The sequence below is a fragment of the uncultured Agrobacterium sp. genome (assembly GCF_913777885.1).
In the GTDB taxonomy this organism is placed as follows: domain Bacteria; phylum Pseudomonadota; class Alphaproteobacteria; order Rhizobiales; family Rhizobiaceae; genus Agrobacterium.
Genome location: NZ_CAJYTV010000026.1, coordinates 23004 through 39120 on the forward strand (window position 1 = coordinate 23004; position 16117 = coordinate 39120).

Below are 16117 nucleotides of genomic sequence, written 5' to 3' on the forward strand. Positions count from 1 at the left end.
CCATGACGGCAAGACTTTCAGGAAAACGCATTTTCATTACGGGTGCTGCGCAGGGCATTGGCCTTGCGCTTGCCAAGGCATTTCTGCACGAAGATGCTGCTTTGTTTCTTATCGACCGCGATGCCTCTCTCTTGAATAGAGAGGCTGAAGTACTGAAGGAAAGCGGCGGCCAGTTCGGCTGGATGGCTGCCGACATAACGGATACGAAGGCGATCGCTTCTGCCGTGGCACAAGCAGCGGAGGAAGTCGGCCCAATCAACGCGCTCGTCAACAATGCGGGCGTCAACGTTTTTGCTGAGCCCTTGCAGACGAGCGACGAAGAGTGGCAGCGCTGCTTTGACGTGAATCTCAAGGGCGCATGGAACTGCTGCAAGGCCGTGCTTCCAGGAATGATCGAAATGGGGGGCGGCGTGGTGCTGAACATTGCATCCACCCACGCCTTCACCATTATTCCACATACCTTCCCGTATCCGCTGGCAAAGCATGCGTTGTTGGGAATGACGAAATCGCTGGGTATTGAATATGCGCCGAAGAATATCCGGGTGAATGCGTTGGCACCTGGCTATGTCGCGACACAAAAGGTCATCGACTACTGGAACAGCTTCCCTGATCCCGTCGCTGCCGAAGCCGCGACGATGAAGTTGCATCCCGGCGGGCGCATCGCAACCCCTGAAGAAATCGCGATGGCTGCCGTCTTCATGGTGTCTGACGAATGTCCGTTTATGAATGCAACATGCCTCACCATCGATGGGGGCTTAAGCGTCCAGCAGCATTCAAATTGACTTCCACGTGCTCGTCAAGTCTATGAGACTAAACGCGAGCGAAGGTCGTGCAAATCACACTCCTTGGCCGTTAGGCAACGCTTTAGATCTAAAGTGAGACCCGCGGGCTTCTGCCGCAGGTTGTTGCATTTAGAGCCGATGTATTCAGTCACGACGCCTGTCGAGGTATGTAGAGAACCTACTGACCTAGATTACAGATAGTCCAGTGAATATGTTTGAACTCTCCCGTTGTTGGAGACTGCTCCACCGCTCGATGAGCCGTCGGCTCTGCAGGTGGTCCGATTCCTACCAAGAGCAGGAGTTTCACTCAAGGGTTCGTAACTTTATTTCTAATGAGGACTATGCGGAGATGGATAAAGCGCCGCGCCAACCTTTCGAGCCGCTGCCGCTAGGCGCTTATCTCTCGTCCACAAGCTGGATCGCCGGTCCAAGAGAGTTGAAGTCAACAAGTGTGCATCAGTATAGCCGATCCCCATGCTGAATATCGAATGGCGATCAATGACCGTCATAACCTCCGCATGGGTTGCAACTACTGCTCCACGCTGAGCTGTGAGAAACGCTAATACCGCATCCCGTTCTCGCAGACTACCCAAGGCCAGTTCACCTACAACGAAAGGGTGGCAAAGCAACTGATCATCTCCGATGATTTTGACTAGCTCTTGGTTTACGTGTCGGAAGTGATCGATCCAGATTGAACTGTCGACAAGGATCACTTTCCCGCTTCGCTCCGGCGACGAGGCGCTGCCTCAGCCTCAGGCATAGTGCCTCCAAGAGCGATTAGCCGCTTGCCAGACTCGACTCGCACCAAAGTTTCTAGTGCTTGACGCACAAGAGCCGCTGTTTCCTTCGTGCCCGTTAGGGACTTGGCTCTTTCCATAAGGCTGTCGTCGAGATTGATGGTCGATCGCATAACTAGCTCCAAAACGTTTATATGCAAATAGCACCAATTGGTGCTGAAATCTACGCCCATCAAGCGCGCTTTTTCCCTGCTTATTGCAGCTACGGTTCGGATCTCTACAAGGCGAAAGATCGCGCATAGTTACCAATGTCCGGCTCACAGTAAGACTTGAAATTGCTATCATTTCTGTGATAGTGATATCATAACGAAAGTAAATTTAGGATCGGATAAATGGCGGCGGTGACCATACGAAACCTATCTGATGAAACTCATAGGGCGTTACGCGCAAGAGCAGCATACCACGGTCGTAGTACAGAGGCCGAAATTCGGGACATTCTCGAATCCGCTGTTCGTCCTTCTGGACGCGTGAAACTCGGTTCGCTTCTCGCGGCCATTGGCCGTGACGCCGAAATGTCAAACAATGATGTCGAAGCGCTGCAACAACAGCGCGACAGGACCCCGGCAGTCCCGATGACTTTCGAATGATCTTGCTAGACACTGATGTAATATCTGAGCCTTGGAAGCCAGCCCCTGATATTTCTGTGCTGACTTGGCTGGATGAACAGGCTGTCGAAACGCTGTTCATTTCTGCGATTTCAATTGCCGAACTTCGTTTCGGGATTGCCTCAATGCCATCGGGGAAGCGTCAGACAATTCTCCATGATCGACTTGAAGGTGAAGTTCTACCAATTTTCGACGGGCGCATTCTTCCTTTTAATGTAGGTACCTCCCAAGTCTACGCGGATCTGATGGCCAGCAGCCGAACATCTGGGAAGGCGATCGGGAAGGCTGATGGATATATTGCTGCTACGGCTGCAGAAAACCATCTCGCGGTCGCAACGCGAGATACAAGCCCATTTGAAGCAGCCGGATTGATAGTTATCAATCCCTGGTCCGCCTAAGACTTCAAAATTACAGTTCGCCGGTTCTAATCTCATGAAGGCAATACGTCTGAACCGATAGGTCATGGGTCCGAAAAATCTGATTTACGACTTGAAACTCTGGTCGTATGGATTTTCGATCGGTCTGTTGGAAACTCATCGCCGCGATAGCTGATTAACATCGTGAAAAGGTCGTTACGCAGAATTCTCCGAGGTTGGAGCGTGGCTTGGATCTGCTCGTTTAACATATTCTGTACGTCAGAAAGCGATTGAACGGATTCGCCTTCGGCGATTACCACCACGTTGACAGTGTCCGGGTCGGTCTTCTCGTCCTGCGAAAAAACCTCGTAAATCTGGTTTGGTTCGGCAAGAGCCACTCTGAAACTTATTAGGCGGAACTGCGTGATCAAATGGTACAACTCTGTCTCGAGTGCGCGCACCCATGCTTGCGCTTTGCCTCGATCTACGGAGTAAGCCTGAACGTTCGCGGCTCCACCAATTCCTTTTCCTCCAGTTGCCGCGATCTTGCCTGGAATTCTAAGGACCTTTGAGAAATTTCGACGCATCTTGAGCGACCAGGGGGTGGGGTTGCGTACGAGGTCGATATAAGCGGGGTGTTCGATCACGCTAATATCCTCAAGATCGTAGAGCGTGAAATAGGTTTCGATTTGGCTGGCCGACACGTAACGGCGTGCGGCCTCCATGCCTGGTACGGTCAAACGCTCGGGCACGTGCTCGAACGTGTGCCATGATGCGTACTCTTCGGCGAGGTCTGCCGGATAATCGTTCCAGAGCGCGAGAATGGCTGCGGCCATCAAACCTCTCCCATATGTAAAATCACTTTGGAGGCGACATGATCATGCGCAGCCTGAAAGCCGGTGAGAGCGTCAATTAGTGGCAGGGTGTGCGAAATCAGTTGCCGTATCAAATCCTGATGGCCATCAAGAAAGGCGATGACGCCGTCCCAATCGGCTGCGGGGGCTCGATAGGATCCACGTATTTGCTGGTGCATGCGCACAAGTGTTGTAAGATCGATCTCGGCGGGTCTGGGATGGATGCCGACGACGGTGAAAATTCCGCGCTTCTTAAGAAATGGCAAGGTAGCGGCGACCAGCGTCGGCACACCTGCCGCTTCGATGATCGCATCGAACGGAGCAAATTTGGAAAGCGCGGTTTCAATGTCGACATCGCTAGTATCGATCAGATGCTGAAAACCAGCAGCGGCAAGGTTTTTGAGACGTGGCCCATCATCGCGGCCCATGATGACGACTTTCGCGCCGCGCGAGCGCGCCAGGATTGCTATACCCTGGCCGATGAAGCCCGGCCCAATGACGAGTATGGTCTGACCTGCCGCAACCTCGGTCGTCGCGACGGCCTCTGCGCAGACAGTCATCGGTTCCGTTAGCGCAGCGATATCCATATCGAGACTGTCCGGCAGCGTGTGACAATTGCTGTAGGGAACGCAGACATAGGAGGTGAACGCACCGTTTCGGCCAATGCCAACGCCCTTGCGTGAAGTGCAATTATCTTCGTCGCCCTTCAGGCAGGCCTCGCAATGGCCGCATGTTGTAGAGGGTCGGGCGGTGACACGGGTTCCGATCACGTCGGCTGGGACGTTTTTTCCGACTTGTTCTATCGTGCCTGAAAATTCGTGGCCGAGCGTGACGGGCATGGCACTTTCCATCGACTCGTAGCCCGGCGTCCATTGGGCGATATGCAGGTCGGTCCCGCAGATGCCGGCGAAATGCACACGGATCAACACCTCGCCAGCGGCAATGTTTTCAGGCTTGGCTATCGTATTGAAGTGCACGCCACTGCCGGGCCGGACTTTTTGCAATGCCAGCATATTCAATCTCCATTGATAAGGTGCAGGTATTAGCCGCGCCAGCTTAAAAAGCGCTTCTCGACCTGTCCGATTGCGAAGTTCACGATCAGGCCCATGACAGAGAGGATAGTGACACCGGCAAACAGCTTTTCGAGATCATAGAGCGAACCTGCCTCGAGAATGTAGGAGCCGACACCATATTGGGCACCAAGCATTTCGGCCGCGACGAGGAGGATAATGGCAATCGAGATCGACACCCGTAGGCCCGACAGGATGGCAGGGAACGCACCAGGCAGGACAATCTTGCGAACGATCGACCACCAGCTTAGCCCGAAACTCTGGCCCATACGGATCAGGGTGCGATCGACATTGTCGACGGCGCCGTAAGTCGCGACCACGGTTGGCGTGAATGTGCCGAAAGCAATCAGGGCGTATTTCGACGTCTCATCGATGCCGAACCAGATCACGAATAGCGGCAGAAGCGCAATCTTCGGGATTGGAAACAGCGCCGCGACCAGCGGCACCAGCCCTGCGCGAAAGTAGCTGAAAAGGCCGATCATCACGCCGATCGATATACCAACAGCGATGCCCATTAATGCGCCGATGAACAGCCGCTGAAGCGATGGCAGCAGGTGTTTCAAGAGCAATCCAGTCTGCCAGAGCTGCACGAAAGTATCGAGTACGGCGGAGGGGCGCGGCAGTGTCAGGTTTGAAATGAAACCGCTGCGCGTTCCAATCTCAGCAAGGGTGATCAGGACCACGAACACGGCGATGCCCAAACCGCGCACTGGGATCGGCGCAAAGCCGCCGCCGCGAAATGCGACGGGGCGTACCAGAGCAGTTCTGATTTCTTTCCTGTCGTCGCCGGATGTTCCGGCAGCGTTGGCAAGTGTGGTGACGTTAGACATTGACCAACTCCTTGTCTGCGGCCATGGCCTCTTCGCGCATCAGGTCCCAGAGCTGCTTTTGCTTCTCTTCCAGCACGGGATCGCCAAGATGGCGGTCGGACAGCGGGATATCGATATCGACGATTTCGCGGATTTGGCCTGGTCGACGGGAAAGGACGACGACTCGGTGGCCAAGCCGCACTGCCTCGTTTAGATTGTGGGTCACATAGACGGACGTGAACGGCTGACGTGTCCACAACGCGACAAGGTCATCCATCAAAAGCTCGCGCGTCTGGCTGTCGAGTGCTGAAAGCGGCTCGTCCATCAGCATCACCGCGGGACGGACTGCCAGTGCCCGGCTGATCGCGACACGCTGGCGCATGCCGCCCGAAAGTTGCTTGGGAAGCGCCGTGCGGAAATCCGTCAGGCGGGTACGGTCAAGAACGTCTGTGACGATCTCGTCCATTTCGAGCCGACTGAGCTTGTGATCTTCGAGCACAAGCCGGATATTGCCTTCTACAGTGCGCCAGGGCAGCAGGGCGAAATGCTGGAAGACGTAGGTGAGGGGATTGAGTGAGCCGGGTGGAGGATTCCCGATCTGCAGCACCTCGCCTGAACTTGGTCGTTCAAGGCCGCCGAGAAACCGAAGCAATGTCGATTTGCCACAACCGGATGGCCCGATCAGACAGATGATCTGCCCTTGCGGAATATTGAGTGAAATATCTTTCAGAACCTCTACGGCTCCGTAGAAATGGCTGATGTTCTTCAGCTTCAGATCCATGGTTCCTCCATGCGAAGGCCGTTAGGCCTCCGCGATAATAACTGGCTGATCAAATGGTTTTTACGTAGGACGTCTCGAACAGCTGTTCGTTCGTAATTGCGTCCTTGACCATGCCTTCTGCCTTGAACCATTCGAGCTGCTCGACACAGCTGCCAAGCGACAGTGCCAACCCTGCATTGATGCGCATGGCGCCATCGATCAGATTCTGCTTGGCAGCGTCGAACGGGCTATCGCTTTCGACATATTTGTGGACGATTTTCGCCAGAGCGTCGCGTTCCGCATCGTCAGCCGTGTTGTCTACGAAGGCGGCGTTGTAATCGTCAATTGCGCGTGAATAGGCTTTGACGAACGCTGCCGTCATCTCGCGTTCACTGGCCGCATTCTTGGTCGAGGTGAAGGCGGTGGTGACCTGATAATCCGGCGCGTAATCCGAAACCAGACCGATCTGCTTCGCGGCACCCTCGCGGATCATCTTCTTGGCGACGTTCGGCTGGATCGCCCATGCATCGATCTGACCTGTGGTCAGGGCTCCGACGATGGCCCCCAGTTTCTGCAACGGGCGCAGTTCGATATCCGACAGCTTGATGTTGTTTGCGATGGCAATCTTGTGCGCCATGAAGTGGAACGAGGAGCCTGCCGTGGTGATGCCGAAGCTTTTGCCGGACAGCTTGGACGGGTCAGTGAGACCCGCCTCATAGGCTTTGTTCGATGCAAGTATAATTGCGCCGGTGACGCCCTTCTCCTCGGTCAATGCGCCGCCGATAACCTTGATGGCGTCTTTCTGGGCAAGACTGATGAGACCACCGCTCATTGAGGTTACACCGAAGTCAGCATCACCGGAGGCGATCGCGACGGCCATCGGTTGAGCGGCTTCGAAGAACTTCAGCTGTATATCCAGTCCAGCTTCCTTGTAATAGCCGCGCTCGAAAGCAATGAAGCTTGGCGCATGGCTGGCAAGGTGAAGCACTGCAAGATTGCGGGTTGCAGCGCGTGCGGGCAGACCGAAAGCCGCAGCGCTGCCGAGTGCGCCCATGCCGATAAGCGCCTGACGGCGGCTCAAAAATATATTCATTCTGTTTCTCCTCCCAAAGATGACGTGTCCGAGACGCCATTCGCTCTTATTGCCACCGGCTGAAAAGCAAGACAACGAACAATGATTATGTCTCCCATGCCCTTGAGGCATGCGGATGGTTGTTTTCAATCAGGCGAGCGGCGGCAGGTCGGCCAATCTGCGAGACAGAATTTCAGTGAGTTTGCGCAGATTGGCGGAATGCGAGCGGCGGCGGTTCCATAGAACCGATATCGAGAATTGTGGGGCGTCTTCGATGGGCCGAACGACGAGGTTGCTGCCGACGGGTCCGAGCGTGGTGACGTAGTCAACCAGCACGATGCCCATTGCTTCATTCGCTAGCGCCAGTGCGGTGTCCGAAAATCGCGCAACAGCACGCGTATTGACTTTCAATTTCTCGCGATTGAGAAATCGATCGACGACTGTCTGATGAGCGCCGCCTGGGGCAAAAGCTATAAAATCCATATCCGCCAGATCGGCCGCTCGTATGACAGGCGTCATTGCAAGGCTATGATCCTTGTGAATGACCGCGACCAGATCGACCCGCCCCACGTGCTCGATAGCAATGAGCGGATGATCTGGCGTGGCGATCGTCACAACCGCTTCTCCGCGTCCGGTAATCAGGTATTCCTCGATCTGGTCTACCGGAAGTACGTCGAAGAAAAGCTCGATACCGGGCACCTCGACGGACAATGTTCTTAGAGCCTGTGGCACCAGCGCGCGCGCCACACTGGCTGTCGATCCAACCCGGAATACAGCCGTTTCACCGCGTGCGATGCGGCCTATCTGGGTGCCGACGCCGGTCAGTTGCCGTATCAGCGGGTCGATCTCGGCATAAATCTCAAGTGCTTCGGATGTAGGGACAAGACCGTTGCGGTCGCGTGTGAAAAGCGCAATGCCAAGCAGGTCTTCGATTCGACGGATCGTACGGCTCAGCGCTGGTTGAGAGACATTAAGAACCTTTGAGCCACCAGTGATGGAGCGCGCCTGCATGACCGCATGGAAAACCTCCATCTGCCGAAGGCTGAGGAGACCGTCATCAGGCCGTTGGGCCATCGAAGTTTCATAATTGTCCTGGGACATCGATCGCCTTTTCAAGGAATGGCAGGAGATCTTCGAGCATTTCGCTGGCGGCGGTCTCCGGCAGCAGATGACCACCACCAATGCCCTTCCCTTGAACCTTAGATGACCAGTCTGCCCATATATCGAGTGGTTCGCGACCGCCGCCATAGAGCCTATCCTTCTCCCAGAATAAAAGGACAGGTACCTGGATTTTGCGGTCTGACATGCGATCAGCAAGATCGTCAGTTTCGTCTGTTGCGGCACCAGCCCGATAATCCTCACACATGGCGTGGCGAACATCGGGATTGTCGAATGCGAACCTGTAGTCTTCCAACGCCAGTGGATCGATCCGTTCAATATTCTCAGCCATTTTGCCGAGCGTGAGATCGATGAGAAAACGCGGATCCGCGGCCATCAGTTTTTCGGGTAGAGGCGCGGGCTGGGCCATCATGAACCAGTGCCATGCTCCCATGCCGAAGGCTTTGCTGACACCTTCCCACGTTTCCGGTGTGGGGACGACGGTGACCGAGACGAGTGCCGTGATCGTTTCTGGAAAATCAAGCGCCATGCGATAGGCAACCCTGCCCCCACGGTCGTGACCAACGACAGCATACCGGAGATGTCCTAGCGCCAGCATCATTTCTCCCAGGCTTTTCGCCATGCGACGTTTGGAACCCATTCCTTGCCAGTTGCCAGTGACGCGGCTTTCACCATAGCCCGGGAGGTCTGGAACAACGACGGTATAGTTTTCGGCAAGTACCGGCGCGATCCGGTGCCATGCCGAGCGGGTTTGCGGATAGCCGTGCAAAAGCAGGATCACGGGACCGCTGCCGGCTGTCAGAACGGCGAAACTGATGTCGGGCGTTTCGATGCGATTTTCTTCAAAGCCTGGAAACAGCTCGTTGGCGCGTCTATACATTGATTAACTGTACCTTTTAAGCGTGTGAGGTCACTGCGGCTATGTTCCTCAGCGCCTCGATCAGTCTGTCTACGCCCTTCTGTCGCGGGCGAAGATGGCAGATATGGACGTAGGCGGAAACGCTGACGCTTTTCTCGATCGGTATTGCCACGAGCCCGTTTGCTTCGCAATCGATAGCGGAAAATGCGTCGAGTATCGTGATGCCAATGCGTTCTGTGACGAATGATAGTGCGGCCTCGACAAAATGCACATAGACCGCCGTGTTTCTCGATATGCCCCAACGCCGAAAGGTCTCGTCAATCAGAAGACCATGTGTGGTGGTGGTTCCGAAAGAGATCAGCGGTTCACCAGCAAGCGCCAGCGGCGTTACTGATTTACAGCCAGCCAGCGCGTGATCATTCGGGAGGACACAGACGAGACCGGCGCTGGCTATTTTCGCCGTTTCTATCACCGGATCGTTGACCTCTGCGATCGTTGCAACACAGGCACCCTGGCCGAACAGCAGGTAGTCGCGAACATCGCGCTGCGATAGTGAGTCACTGTAGTAGGTGCCCGCAGCCCCTTCCAGTTGCAGGCGTCTCAATGCCTTCGGAACCAATCGCATGCCAAGACTTGGCGTCGAGCCGAACCGAAAGACAGAGGCGTCGCCTCGAGCAATCGAGTAGATGACATCAGACAGCATTTCGGATTGCTGGTGGACGCGCTCGACCTCGGTAAAGATCAGTTCCGCTTCCTGAGTCGGCACCAGTCGGCCGGAAATGCGTGCAAATAGCGCGATACCAAGTTGGTCTTCGAGACGCTTGATGGCAATCGACAGGCTCGGCTGCGAAACACCAAGGTGACGGGCTGCTGCCGTCAACGAATGCGTCGCCATGATCGTGCGAAAAATTTCGATCTGCCGTTCTCTGAGTTTGGGATTTGGCATCCGTGCTCGCATTGCTTCTATAAATCCAAGTTATAGGATGGGTTTAAAGTTATATTGGCGTCAATAGGCAATGGTCTCATATCGTCGCTCCGAAATTGGGAGGGAGCTTTGTGATCGGAAGCGAAACACGGGTGGTGGCGATCATCGGATCGCCCATTGTCCAAGTGAAATCGCCGGGTAATTTCAACCGATATTTTGCCGATGAGGGTGTGGATAGGGTAATGATCCCCATCGATCTCGCCCCGGAGCGCGTTGCCGATTTCGTTACGACGGTGCGTGGCTGGCAGAATATGGATGGCTTCGTCGTCACCATTCCGCACAAGGCAGCAGTCGCCGCGCTGGTCGATGAGCTCAGTGCAACAGCGCAGTTTCTCGGTGTTGCGAATGTGGTGAGGCGTCACCCGAATGGACGGCTTTCTGGCGACATGACCGACGGCGAGGGTTTCCTCACAGCCTTAAGGGCGCAGGGTTTCGCTTCCAATGGCAAAGTCGTGCTGGTGGTCGGAGCAGGAGCTGCTGGCAGTGCGATTAGCTACACGCTTGCACGCGAAGGCGTTTCGCATCTGTTTATTTCCGATCGCGACAAGGCTCGTGGCGCCAGTCTCTGTGCTCGTCTGTCCAGCGCTTTCCCAGCCGTTTCTATTTTGGCAGGAGCAGTACCCCAGCGCGCCTTCGATCTTATCGTCAACGCGTCTTCGTCGGGTATGCAGCATGACGATCCACTGCCGGTACCTTACTCAACGCTGGCATTGGTGCCACCAGAAGGTCTGGTGGCTGATGTCGTGACGAGCCCGAAAATGACGCCGATGCTCACACTTGCGAAAGCTCGGCTGCTGAAAATTCAGACGGGTGAGGAAATGGCCAAATCTCAACTTTTTGCGCTTGGAAAAGTGATGGGCATATTCGGTGGAGTGCCAACTGATGTCTAAAGCCCGAGGTGGACGATACGACGTCGTGGTCGTTGGAGGTGGCGCGGCCGGAATGAGCGCGGCTGTAGCTGCTACCCGCATGGGTGCGAAAGTCGCACTCATCGAGCGATACGGTTTCCTGGGCGGAGCGGCTGCCAATTCGTTGGTTTTAGCCTACTGCGGCTTCTTCCTGAAAGGTCCTGAGCCTGTTTTTGCAGTTGGAGGAATCGGTGTCGAACTGCTGGCTATGCTTGCGAAGATTGGGCAGGATATCGCTCCGATACGATCTAGCAGCGGCAACTGGATTGTCATGCTGGACCCCGAGGCGGTCAAGCTTGCATTCGACCAATTGACCGACATGAATGGCCTCGAAACCCTGTTGCACAGTCGCGTCACTGCGGTGTCCACGAAGCCGAGTGGAATTGGCGCCATCACGGTGACTGACCATGCCGGTAGCTACGGGATCACCGCAGACGCGTTTGTAGATGCCAGCGGTGAAGCTGCTCTAGCGTCGCATGCGGGACTTGAGATGACGACCGACAGCCGCGCTGGTGATCACGTCCAACCCGCGTCAATGCCCGTTCGTATCGGTGGCGTTTCAGCGGGTGTGACATTCGACCGCGAGCAGATGACGCAACTGATCGCCGAGCACAACGCTTGCTCAGATGTTCCAATTCATCGAACCGACGGCGGCGTCATGTTGCGGCTGCCGACGTCGAACGATTATTGGTGGATGACGATCGATCTTGTGACCGATGGTTTGAGCGGTGCCAGTCTGGGCAATGCGGAACGCGAGGCACGACGGCAAGCTTGGCGGAATTTGCAATTGCTCCGGCAGATGCCTGGCTTCGAAAACGCGTTCATCTCGGCCACGGGGCCACAGATAGGTATTCGCGAGACACGCCGTCCGCATTCGCGTAACGATTTGACCGCTACCGCTTTACGCGAAGGTGACCGTCGCGAAGATGGCATCGGGCGTGCTGCATGGCCCATGGAGGTTCACGAGGCACCCGGTCGGGCACATTTCGTCGATCTTGGCGGCGACGGCTTTGCTGATATACCAATGGGAGCCATCCAAGCTGTCGGTGCGGATAATCTGTTCCTCGCGGGTAGGGTCGCTGGCGCAGATGCTGCTGCCTATGGTTCTTTGAGAGTCATGGGTACAGCCTTTGTCACCGGTCAAGCAGCTGGAATTGCGGCCGCCTTGAGTGCTTCATCAGCGTCCGTTTCGGCTTACAGCGTCAGAAAGCATCTTTGTTTTCAAAATGCGATAATTTGAAAGCCTGAAGAGCGAACAATGCGATCTGAGAAAAAAGTTGCGTCACTTTGGACCGATTCGGTCCAGCGAAACGCATCTCTTCTATAGCGTTGCCGAAGCGGGATTGATATCTGCAACACGCGCTATACCATCTATTGGCGTAAGACGAACTGTCGGCCCGTGGATAAGCAATTTCAGCGTGTTAGCTCCATTCCAATGGCAGGGCCGACGGTCCTGATCCTTTCAAGAGCAAAAGCCAATACTGATGCCCGCTGAATTTGAAGCTGGACGAGAAGCAGATACAACAGAGCCTATTGGTCCAGAGCTCACTCAATCGCAACAGCGTCAGGTAAGATCCAGCTTCCGTCGACTACATTGATGTGTGTCCTAGCCCCACATCCAGTTCAACAAACTCGCTCTGATGGTACATCCGTACAAGCTTGTCATGACGTATGCGGAACTGGCTTCGCCTTTTCAGGCCGGTTGCCGGGTCGATTTTCAGGGCCGTATCGTAGGAGACCGCGCCGTTCGCTATTGCCCGCAGGAACAGGGGATCTGGTCTTCGGTCATCTCCGGCTCCTCCGAACAGCCGCGAATGGTCCAGAAAACATGCAGATCCACATCCGCTAAATTCTCAGGAAGCGTGGGAATCAGAGGCTTTACAGACGCGGAACGCTGGTGATCAGTCCCCGGACAACGGTATCGTTGTCAGCCTGAATGCGGCATACGGCCTCTAACCGCTGGCCCGGCATACTACGCTCGGCCAGGAATGTCTCGACATTCGGTTTTTCCTCCTCTGTCGGAGGGCTGCATTTCACCCAGGCATCTTTCAGATAGAACGGGACATCCATGGGATACCCGAGATATCTGCGGCTCTCCTGGTGGTTTTCGACATCAACCAGGATCGCTCTGAGACCGCTCTTGTAGGAGATCGAAAATGCCCCTTCAGGCATATCCGGGCGGGTGAAGTAGCCGGCACGGTAGTAGTCCCATACACCGTAAGCCACATATCCTAGCACAGCGACCGCGATGCCTCGTTTGAGCCAAAACCACATACCCGGATCCCCACGCGATCAATCTTGGTCAGTTCTAGTTGCTGTAGCGACGAAATTCAACGCAGACAGGCGCGACTGACCCATGATTTAAAGGGTTGCAGCACATCGCACCCACTGCCATATCAAGGCTTAGCAGTGATCACCGCTGCAACCCGGCTATGTTCGTCGATCCAGCGGGCCGTGTCCGGCGAAATGTAGCTGATCAGCTCGATGATCGATGCGTAGTCCGCAGCAATATTGCGGTTCAGGATCGGTTCGTGGTGCGCGATCCGGTTACGCAGCCGGCGGAGATCATCAAGCGGCTGAAAGATCTGCGCACGGGTGAGGGGCCCCTCTGACTGGAAGACCTTGCGGAAGTGCGAGCGCCACAATTGCTCGTAGCGTTTGGCAAGAAGCCCCGTCCAGAACCCCCAGTTCAACTCTGCCACCACGCGCCCGTGATCCGCGATGCTTCCGTGACGGCCAAGATCGGTGCGTACCTTCAGGAGCATGTCGGGCAGGGGGTATTGCAACGCCGGCCCGGGATTAAGATCAAACCAGGTCGGGCCAAATGCAGTCTTCAACCGGTCGCCAAGCCCGTTGCGTAAAGTTATCTCAAGCCCTTGCAACGGCGTGTAAAGCGCCTGAGACAATGCGCTGTTCCAGGCATACAGCTGGAGCCCCAGCACCTTGTCGTTACCGGCAAGGGCGTAGTAAGGTCCCAGCCGTTCGGGGGAGTGGGATGACTCCAGATTCGCGATAATCGTCGGCATATACTCAAAAACCACTTGAATATCTCCTCAATTTATTCCATCTTGTCTTCGTGAGCCTCGGTAGCGCCTCTGCATTGCAAGCGCCCGGGGCATTGCTTTTTATGAGCCTGCCACAGCACTGGGCCAGCTGTCTCGTCTGACGGACAGTGAGGTCAACAATCCTTCCTGTCGATTGCGGCCTCGCCCGCTCAAGAGCTCGGCGCGTTGTTGTTCACGACAAGCTTGGGCTTTTTGCGCTTCACCCTGTCCTTCTCGTCCTCAGACTTCTTTTTGGCAGCCGCGATCTTCTCAAGCGCATGCGGCGTGCAGGCCGCGATCAGCCCGTCAAAGCGATAAAGGTTGGTCTGGCTCCCGAACTTGCTGTGCCGGCGCTCGTCCCGCGTGATCAGCCCGATCTTCTGCATTCCGGTGATGCGCTTCTGAATCGTCCGGGGCGTCACGTTCAACGCTTCCGCGATCGTGCCGACCGCAGGACGTGGCACGTTGTCGTCGGTCCACCAGTACTGGATCAGGTGCAGCAGGATATTGACGTCTAGAGCGTCCAACCCCAAGGCGCGTTGTTTCTCGATAATGATGTTCGGGATGGCGCTCCACCCCGCCTTCATCAGCGTCGGCGTCCATTTCTTTTCATTCTGTTTGAGCGCCTGGACATCCGGCGACTTTGCTTTTACAGTTTCTTCCATGTCGGTCTCCCGTGTTTGCGTATGCCCTCTATATCAGGCTGTTTCGCGCGATTGGCGAGACGCTACGGGGCGAACCTAGGTTCGGGAGTGGGCGAATTCAGGTTCGCACGCCCCCTGTTTCTGAGTTAAGGGTGGTACGAACGCAGGTTCACCCAAAGTAGATATACTGATAATCAGGATATTCGGAAAACAGGAAGAACCAGCAGCAGAGTAACAGTATATAGGTACCACCCGTCTCCCGGTTCACCCGGGTATCGGAAAATTCCTATCAGGCTACTGGTTTGACAGCATCTGTCGGCGCGAGAGCGCCTTCTGCTTTACGAGCCCGCCAGGTTTCTACAAGAAAAGTCGCCATGGTTCCGGATAGATTGACAGCGAGCTCAGCGAGTCGCGGTTGCGGCTTTGCTTTTTTGGGGCCCGGGCTATGGGCGTCACCAAGTTTGCTTCGAAGGGATCCCAGAAGTTCAACGATTTGCTGACAGCTGCCGAGGAGCTGCTTGAAAGTCTGCTCCGTGTGGTCATCCGGTGCGAGGCGAAGAACCTTGGCAAGCCTACGGTAAAGAACAGGTAGATCAGCATTATCTGGATATTCGGCTTCTGCTTCATCCAGGATCCATTTGCACACGTCCTCAAGGAGGGTGCGGGCAAGAGTGATAGCGCCCTGGGGATCGTCTGCACGCCTTTCCACTGCCGCGATCCACCGACCATGAACATCGTTCGGGTCAAAGGCCTGCAGGGCAGCACTGATGCCATGGTCGGCCGGGCTGCCAAGGATCGCGCGCTGCATCTTGTAGATTGGCGAGCCTGATACCTTGCCGGTCATGGCGAGACGGAAACCATCGTGTTGTAGATGAGAATTTAGGTCAGCGACCAAGGCCGCCTGCGCCTCGAGGGTTTGAACGACAGGCGCTGTCAGTTCCTCCAGGAACCGGAATAGCTGGCGTTGGGAGCAGCTGAGAAACCCAAGGTGGATCAGCATCTCGTCGGTTCCCCAGTCGTAGTTGCGAACCGTATGCTGATAGATATCCTCTAGGAGACCGCCAGACGACCCGTAAGGAGGAGGAATTTCGGCTACTGGCCAGATACGCTGGATGGATTCGACTTCATCCAGCTCCGTTGTCAGGGGACGCGTCTTGAGGACAGACAAGATTCGCCTGCGAGTAATCTCTGTGACTGCGGGTTGGTCGATCTCTTCAAATTTGGCGACCTGTTCCGAGAGACGGTAGTTGGTGACCTCTAGGAGCAGCTTTTTGCCATAGGCAAAAGACCTTCAGCTGGTACGGCCGACAGCCTGCTCATGGCATACTTGTACTTGCTATTGAAGGCTTCTGAACCGTCCCCATCTGCGAGGCCCAGGCGGGTACAAACGCCCGGCGCGTCATAAGCTTTGAAGTCAGAAATGACGTTTGCGATGTCGCTACGTAATTCGCGG

Annotated in this window: 19 protein-coding genes; 5 read left to right on the forward strand and 14 right to left on the reverse strand. The window is 55.5% G+C overall.

The genetic code is table 11. The features are described 5' to 3' along the window. The first annotated feature begins 2 nt into the window (after positions 1-2). Positions 3-782: an SDR family oxidoreductase gene (locus QZ869_RS21200; protein ID WP_296107190.1), complete on the forward strand. Its 780-nt coding sequence runs from the start codon at positions 3-5 to the stop codon at positions 780-782. 329 nt (positions 783-1111) lie between these two features. Here QZ869_RS21200 and QZ869_RS21205 read toward each other — a convergent pair whose 3' ends face one another. Then, the gene (locus QZ869_RS21205; RefSeq protein ID WP_296107193.1) at positions 1112-1495 is read right to left on the reverse strand and encodes a type II toxin-antitoxin system VapC family toxin; all 384 of its coding nucleotides are present in this window, start codon (positions 1493-1495) and stop codon (positions 1112-1114) included. Then, positions 1492-1692: a type II toxin-antitoxin system VapB family antitoxin gene (locus QZ869_RS21210; protein ID WP_296107196.1), complete on the reverse strand. Its 201-nt coding sequence runs from the start codon at positions 1690-1692 to the stop codon at positions 1492-1494. The genes QZ869_RS21205 and QZ869_RS21210 overlap by 4 nt, the downstream gene beginning before the upstream one ends. Before the next feature lie 219 nt (positions 1693-1911). On the opposite strand from QZ869_RS21210, the gene QZ869_RS21215 reads away from it, so the two are divergent. Together QZ869_RS21215 and QZ869_RS21220 are read left to right on the forward strand one after the other, a co-directional pair. Continuing rightward, positions 1912-2166, forward strand: coding sequence for a plasmid stabilization protein (locus QZ869_RS21215; RefSeq protein ID WP_296107198.1), 255 nt, complete (start codon positions 1912-1914; stop codon positions 2164-2166). After that, positions 2163-2582 carry a type II toxin-antitoxin system VapC family toxin gene (locus tag QZ869_RS21220; protein ID WP_296107201.1) on the forward strand — a complete coding sequence of 140 codons (420 nt, stop codon included), beginning with the start codon at positions 2163-2165 and terminating at the stop codon, positions 2580-2582. The genes QZ869_RS21215 and QZ869_RS21220 overlap by 4 nt, the downstream gene beginning before the upstream one ends. A 62-nt stretch (positions 2583-2644) precedes the next feature. On the opposite strand, the gene QZ869_RS21225 is transcribed toward QZ869_RS21220, so the two are convergent. From QZ869_RS21225 to QZ869_RS21260, 8 genes are all read right to left on the reverse strand, one after another. After that, positions 2645-3376: a hypothetical protein gene (locus QZ869_RS21225; protein ID WP_296107203.1), complete on the reverse strand. Its 732-nt coding sequence runs from the start codon at positions 3374-3376 to the stop codon at positions 2645-2647. Next, positions 3376-4407, reverse strand: coding sequence for an alcohol dehydrogenase catalytic domain-containing protein (locus QZ869_RS21230; RefSeq protein WP_296098029.1), 1032 nt, complete (start codon positions 4405-4407; stop codon positions 3376-3378). The genes QZ869_RS21225 and QZ869_RS21230 overlap by 1 nt, the downstream gene beginning before the upstream one ends. Before the next feature lie 29 nt (positions 4408-4436). After that, positions 4437-5294: an ABC transporter permease gene (locus tag QZ869_RS21235; protein ID WP_296107207.1), complete on the reverse strand. Its 858-nt coding sequence runs from the start codon at positions 5292-5294 to the stop codon at positions 4437-4439. Beyond that, the gene (locus QZ869_RS21240) at positions 5287-6054 is read right to left on the reverse strand and encodes an ABC transporter ATP-binding protein (RefSeq protein ID WP_296098034.1); all 768 of its coding nucleotides are present in this window, start codon (positions 6052-6054) and stop codon (positions 5287-5289) included. Before QZ869_RS21240 ends, QZ869_RS21235 begins: the two co-directional genes overlap by 8 nt. 49 nt (positions 6055-6103) lie before the next feature. After that, positions 6104-7126 carry an ABC transporter substrate-binding protein gene (locus QZ869_RS21245; protein WP_296098036.1) on the reverse strand — a complete coding sequence of 341 codons (1023 nt, stop codon included), beginning with the start codon at positions 7124-7126 and terminating at the stop codon, positions 6104-6106. Between the two features lie 129 nt (positions 7127-7255). Then, positions 7256-8179 carry a LysR family transcriptional regulator gene (locus tag QZ869_RS21250; RefSeq protein WP_296107209.1) on the reverse strand — a complete coding sequence of 308 codons (924 nt, stop codon included), beginning with the start codon at positions 8177-8179 and terminating at the stop codon, positions 7256-7258. 7 nt (positions 8180-8186) lie between these two features. Next, positions 8187-9104, reverse strand: a complete 918-nt coding sequence (locus tag QZ869_RS21255) for an alpha/beta hydrolase (protein WP_296098041.1) — start codon at positions 9102-9104, stop codon at positions 8187-8189. 16 nt (positions 9105-9120) lie between these two features. Further along, positions 9121-10029, reverse strand: a complete 909-nt coding sequence (locus QZ869_RS21260) for a LysR substrate-binding domain-containing protein (protein WP_296098044.1) — start codon at positions 10027-10029, stop codon at positions 9121-9123. 110 nt (positions 10030-10139) lie between these two features. Between QZ869_RS21260 and QZ869_RS21265 the strand changes: the two genes are divergently transcribed. After that, a complete protein-coding gene (locus QZ869_RS21265) occupies positions 10140-10958 on the forward strand; it encodes a shikimate dehydrogenase (protein ID WP_296098046.1) in 819 nt (272 codons plus the stop codon). Continuing rightward, positions 10951-12216, forward strand: a complete 1266-nt coding sequence (locus tag QZ869_RS21270; RefSeq protein ID WP_296107212.1) for an FAD-dependent oxidoreductase — start codon at positions 10951-10953, stop codon at positions 12214-12216. The genes QZ869_RS21265 and QZ869_RS21270 overlap by 8 nt, the downstream gene beginning before the upstream one ends. Positions 12217-12854: 638 nt before the next feature. Here QZ869_RS21270 and QZ869_RS21275 read toward each other — a convergent pair. From QZ869_RS21275 to QZ869_RS21290, 4 genes are all read right to left on the reverse strand, one after another. Then, on the reverse strand, positions 12855-13250 hold the full coding sequence (locus QZ869_RS21275) for a hypothetical protein (protein WP_296098050.1): 396 nt from the start codon (positions 13248-13250) through the stop codon (positions 12855-12857). Between the two features lie 122 nt (positions 13251-13372). Then, positions 13373-14017, reverse strand: coding sequence for a hypothetical protein (locus QZ869_RS21280; protein ID WP_296107215.1), 645 nt, complete (start codon positions 14015-14017; stop codon positions 13373-13375). 173 nt (positions 14018-14190) lie between these two features. Continuing rightward, positions 14191-14685, reverse strand: a complete 495-nt coding sequence (locus QZ869_RS21285; RefSeq protein ID WP_296107217.1) for a hypothetical protein — start codon at positions 14683-14685, stop codon at positions 14191-14193. Between the two features lie 268 nt (positions 14686-14953). After that, positions 14954-15832, reverse strand: coding sequence for an abortive infection family protein (locus tag QZ869_RS21290; RefSeq protein ID WP_296107219.1), 879 nt, complete (start codon positions 15830-15832; stop codon positions 14954-14956). Positions 15833-16117: the final 285 nt, after the last annotated feature.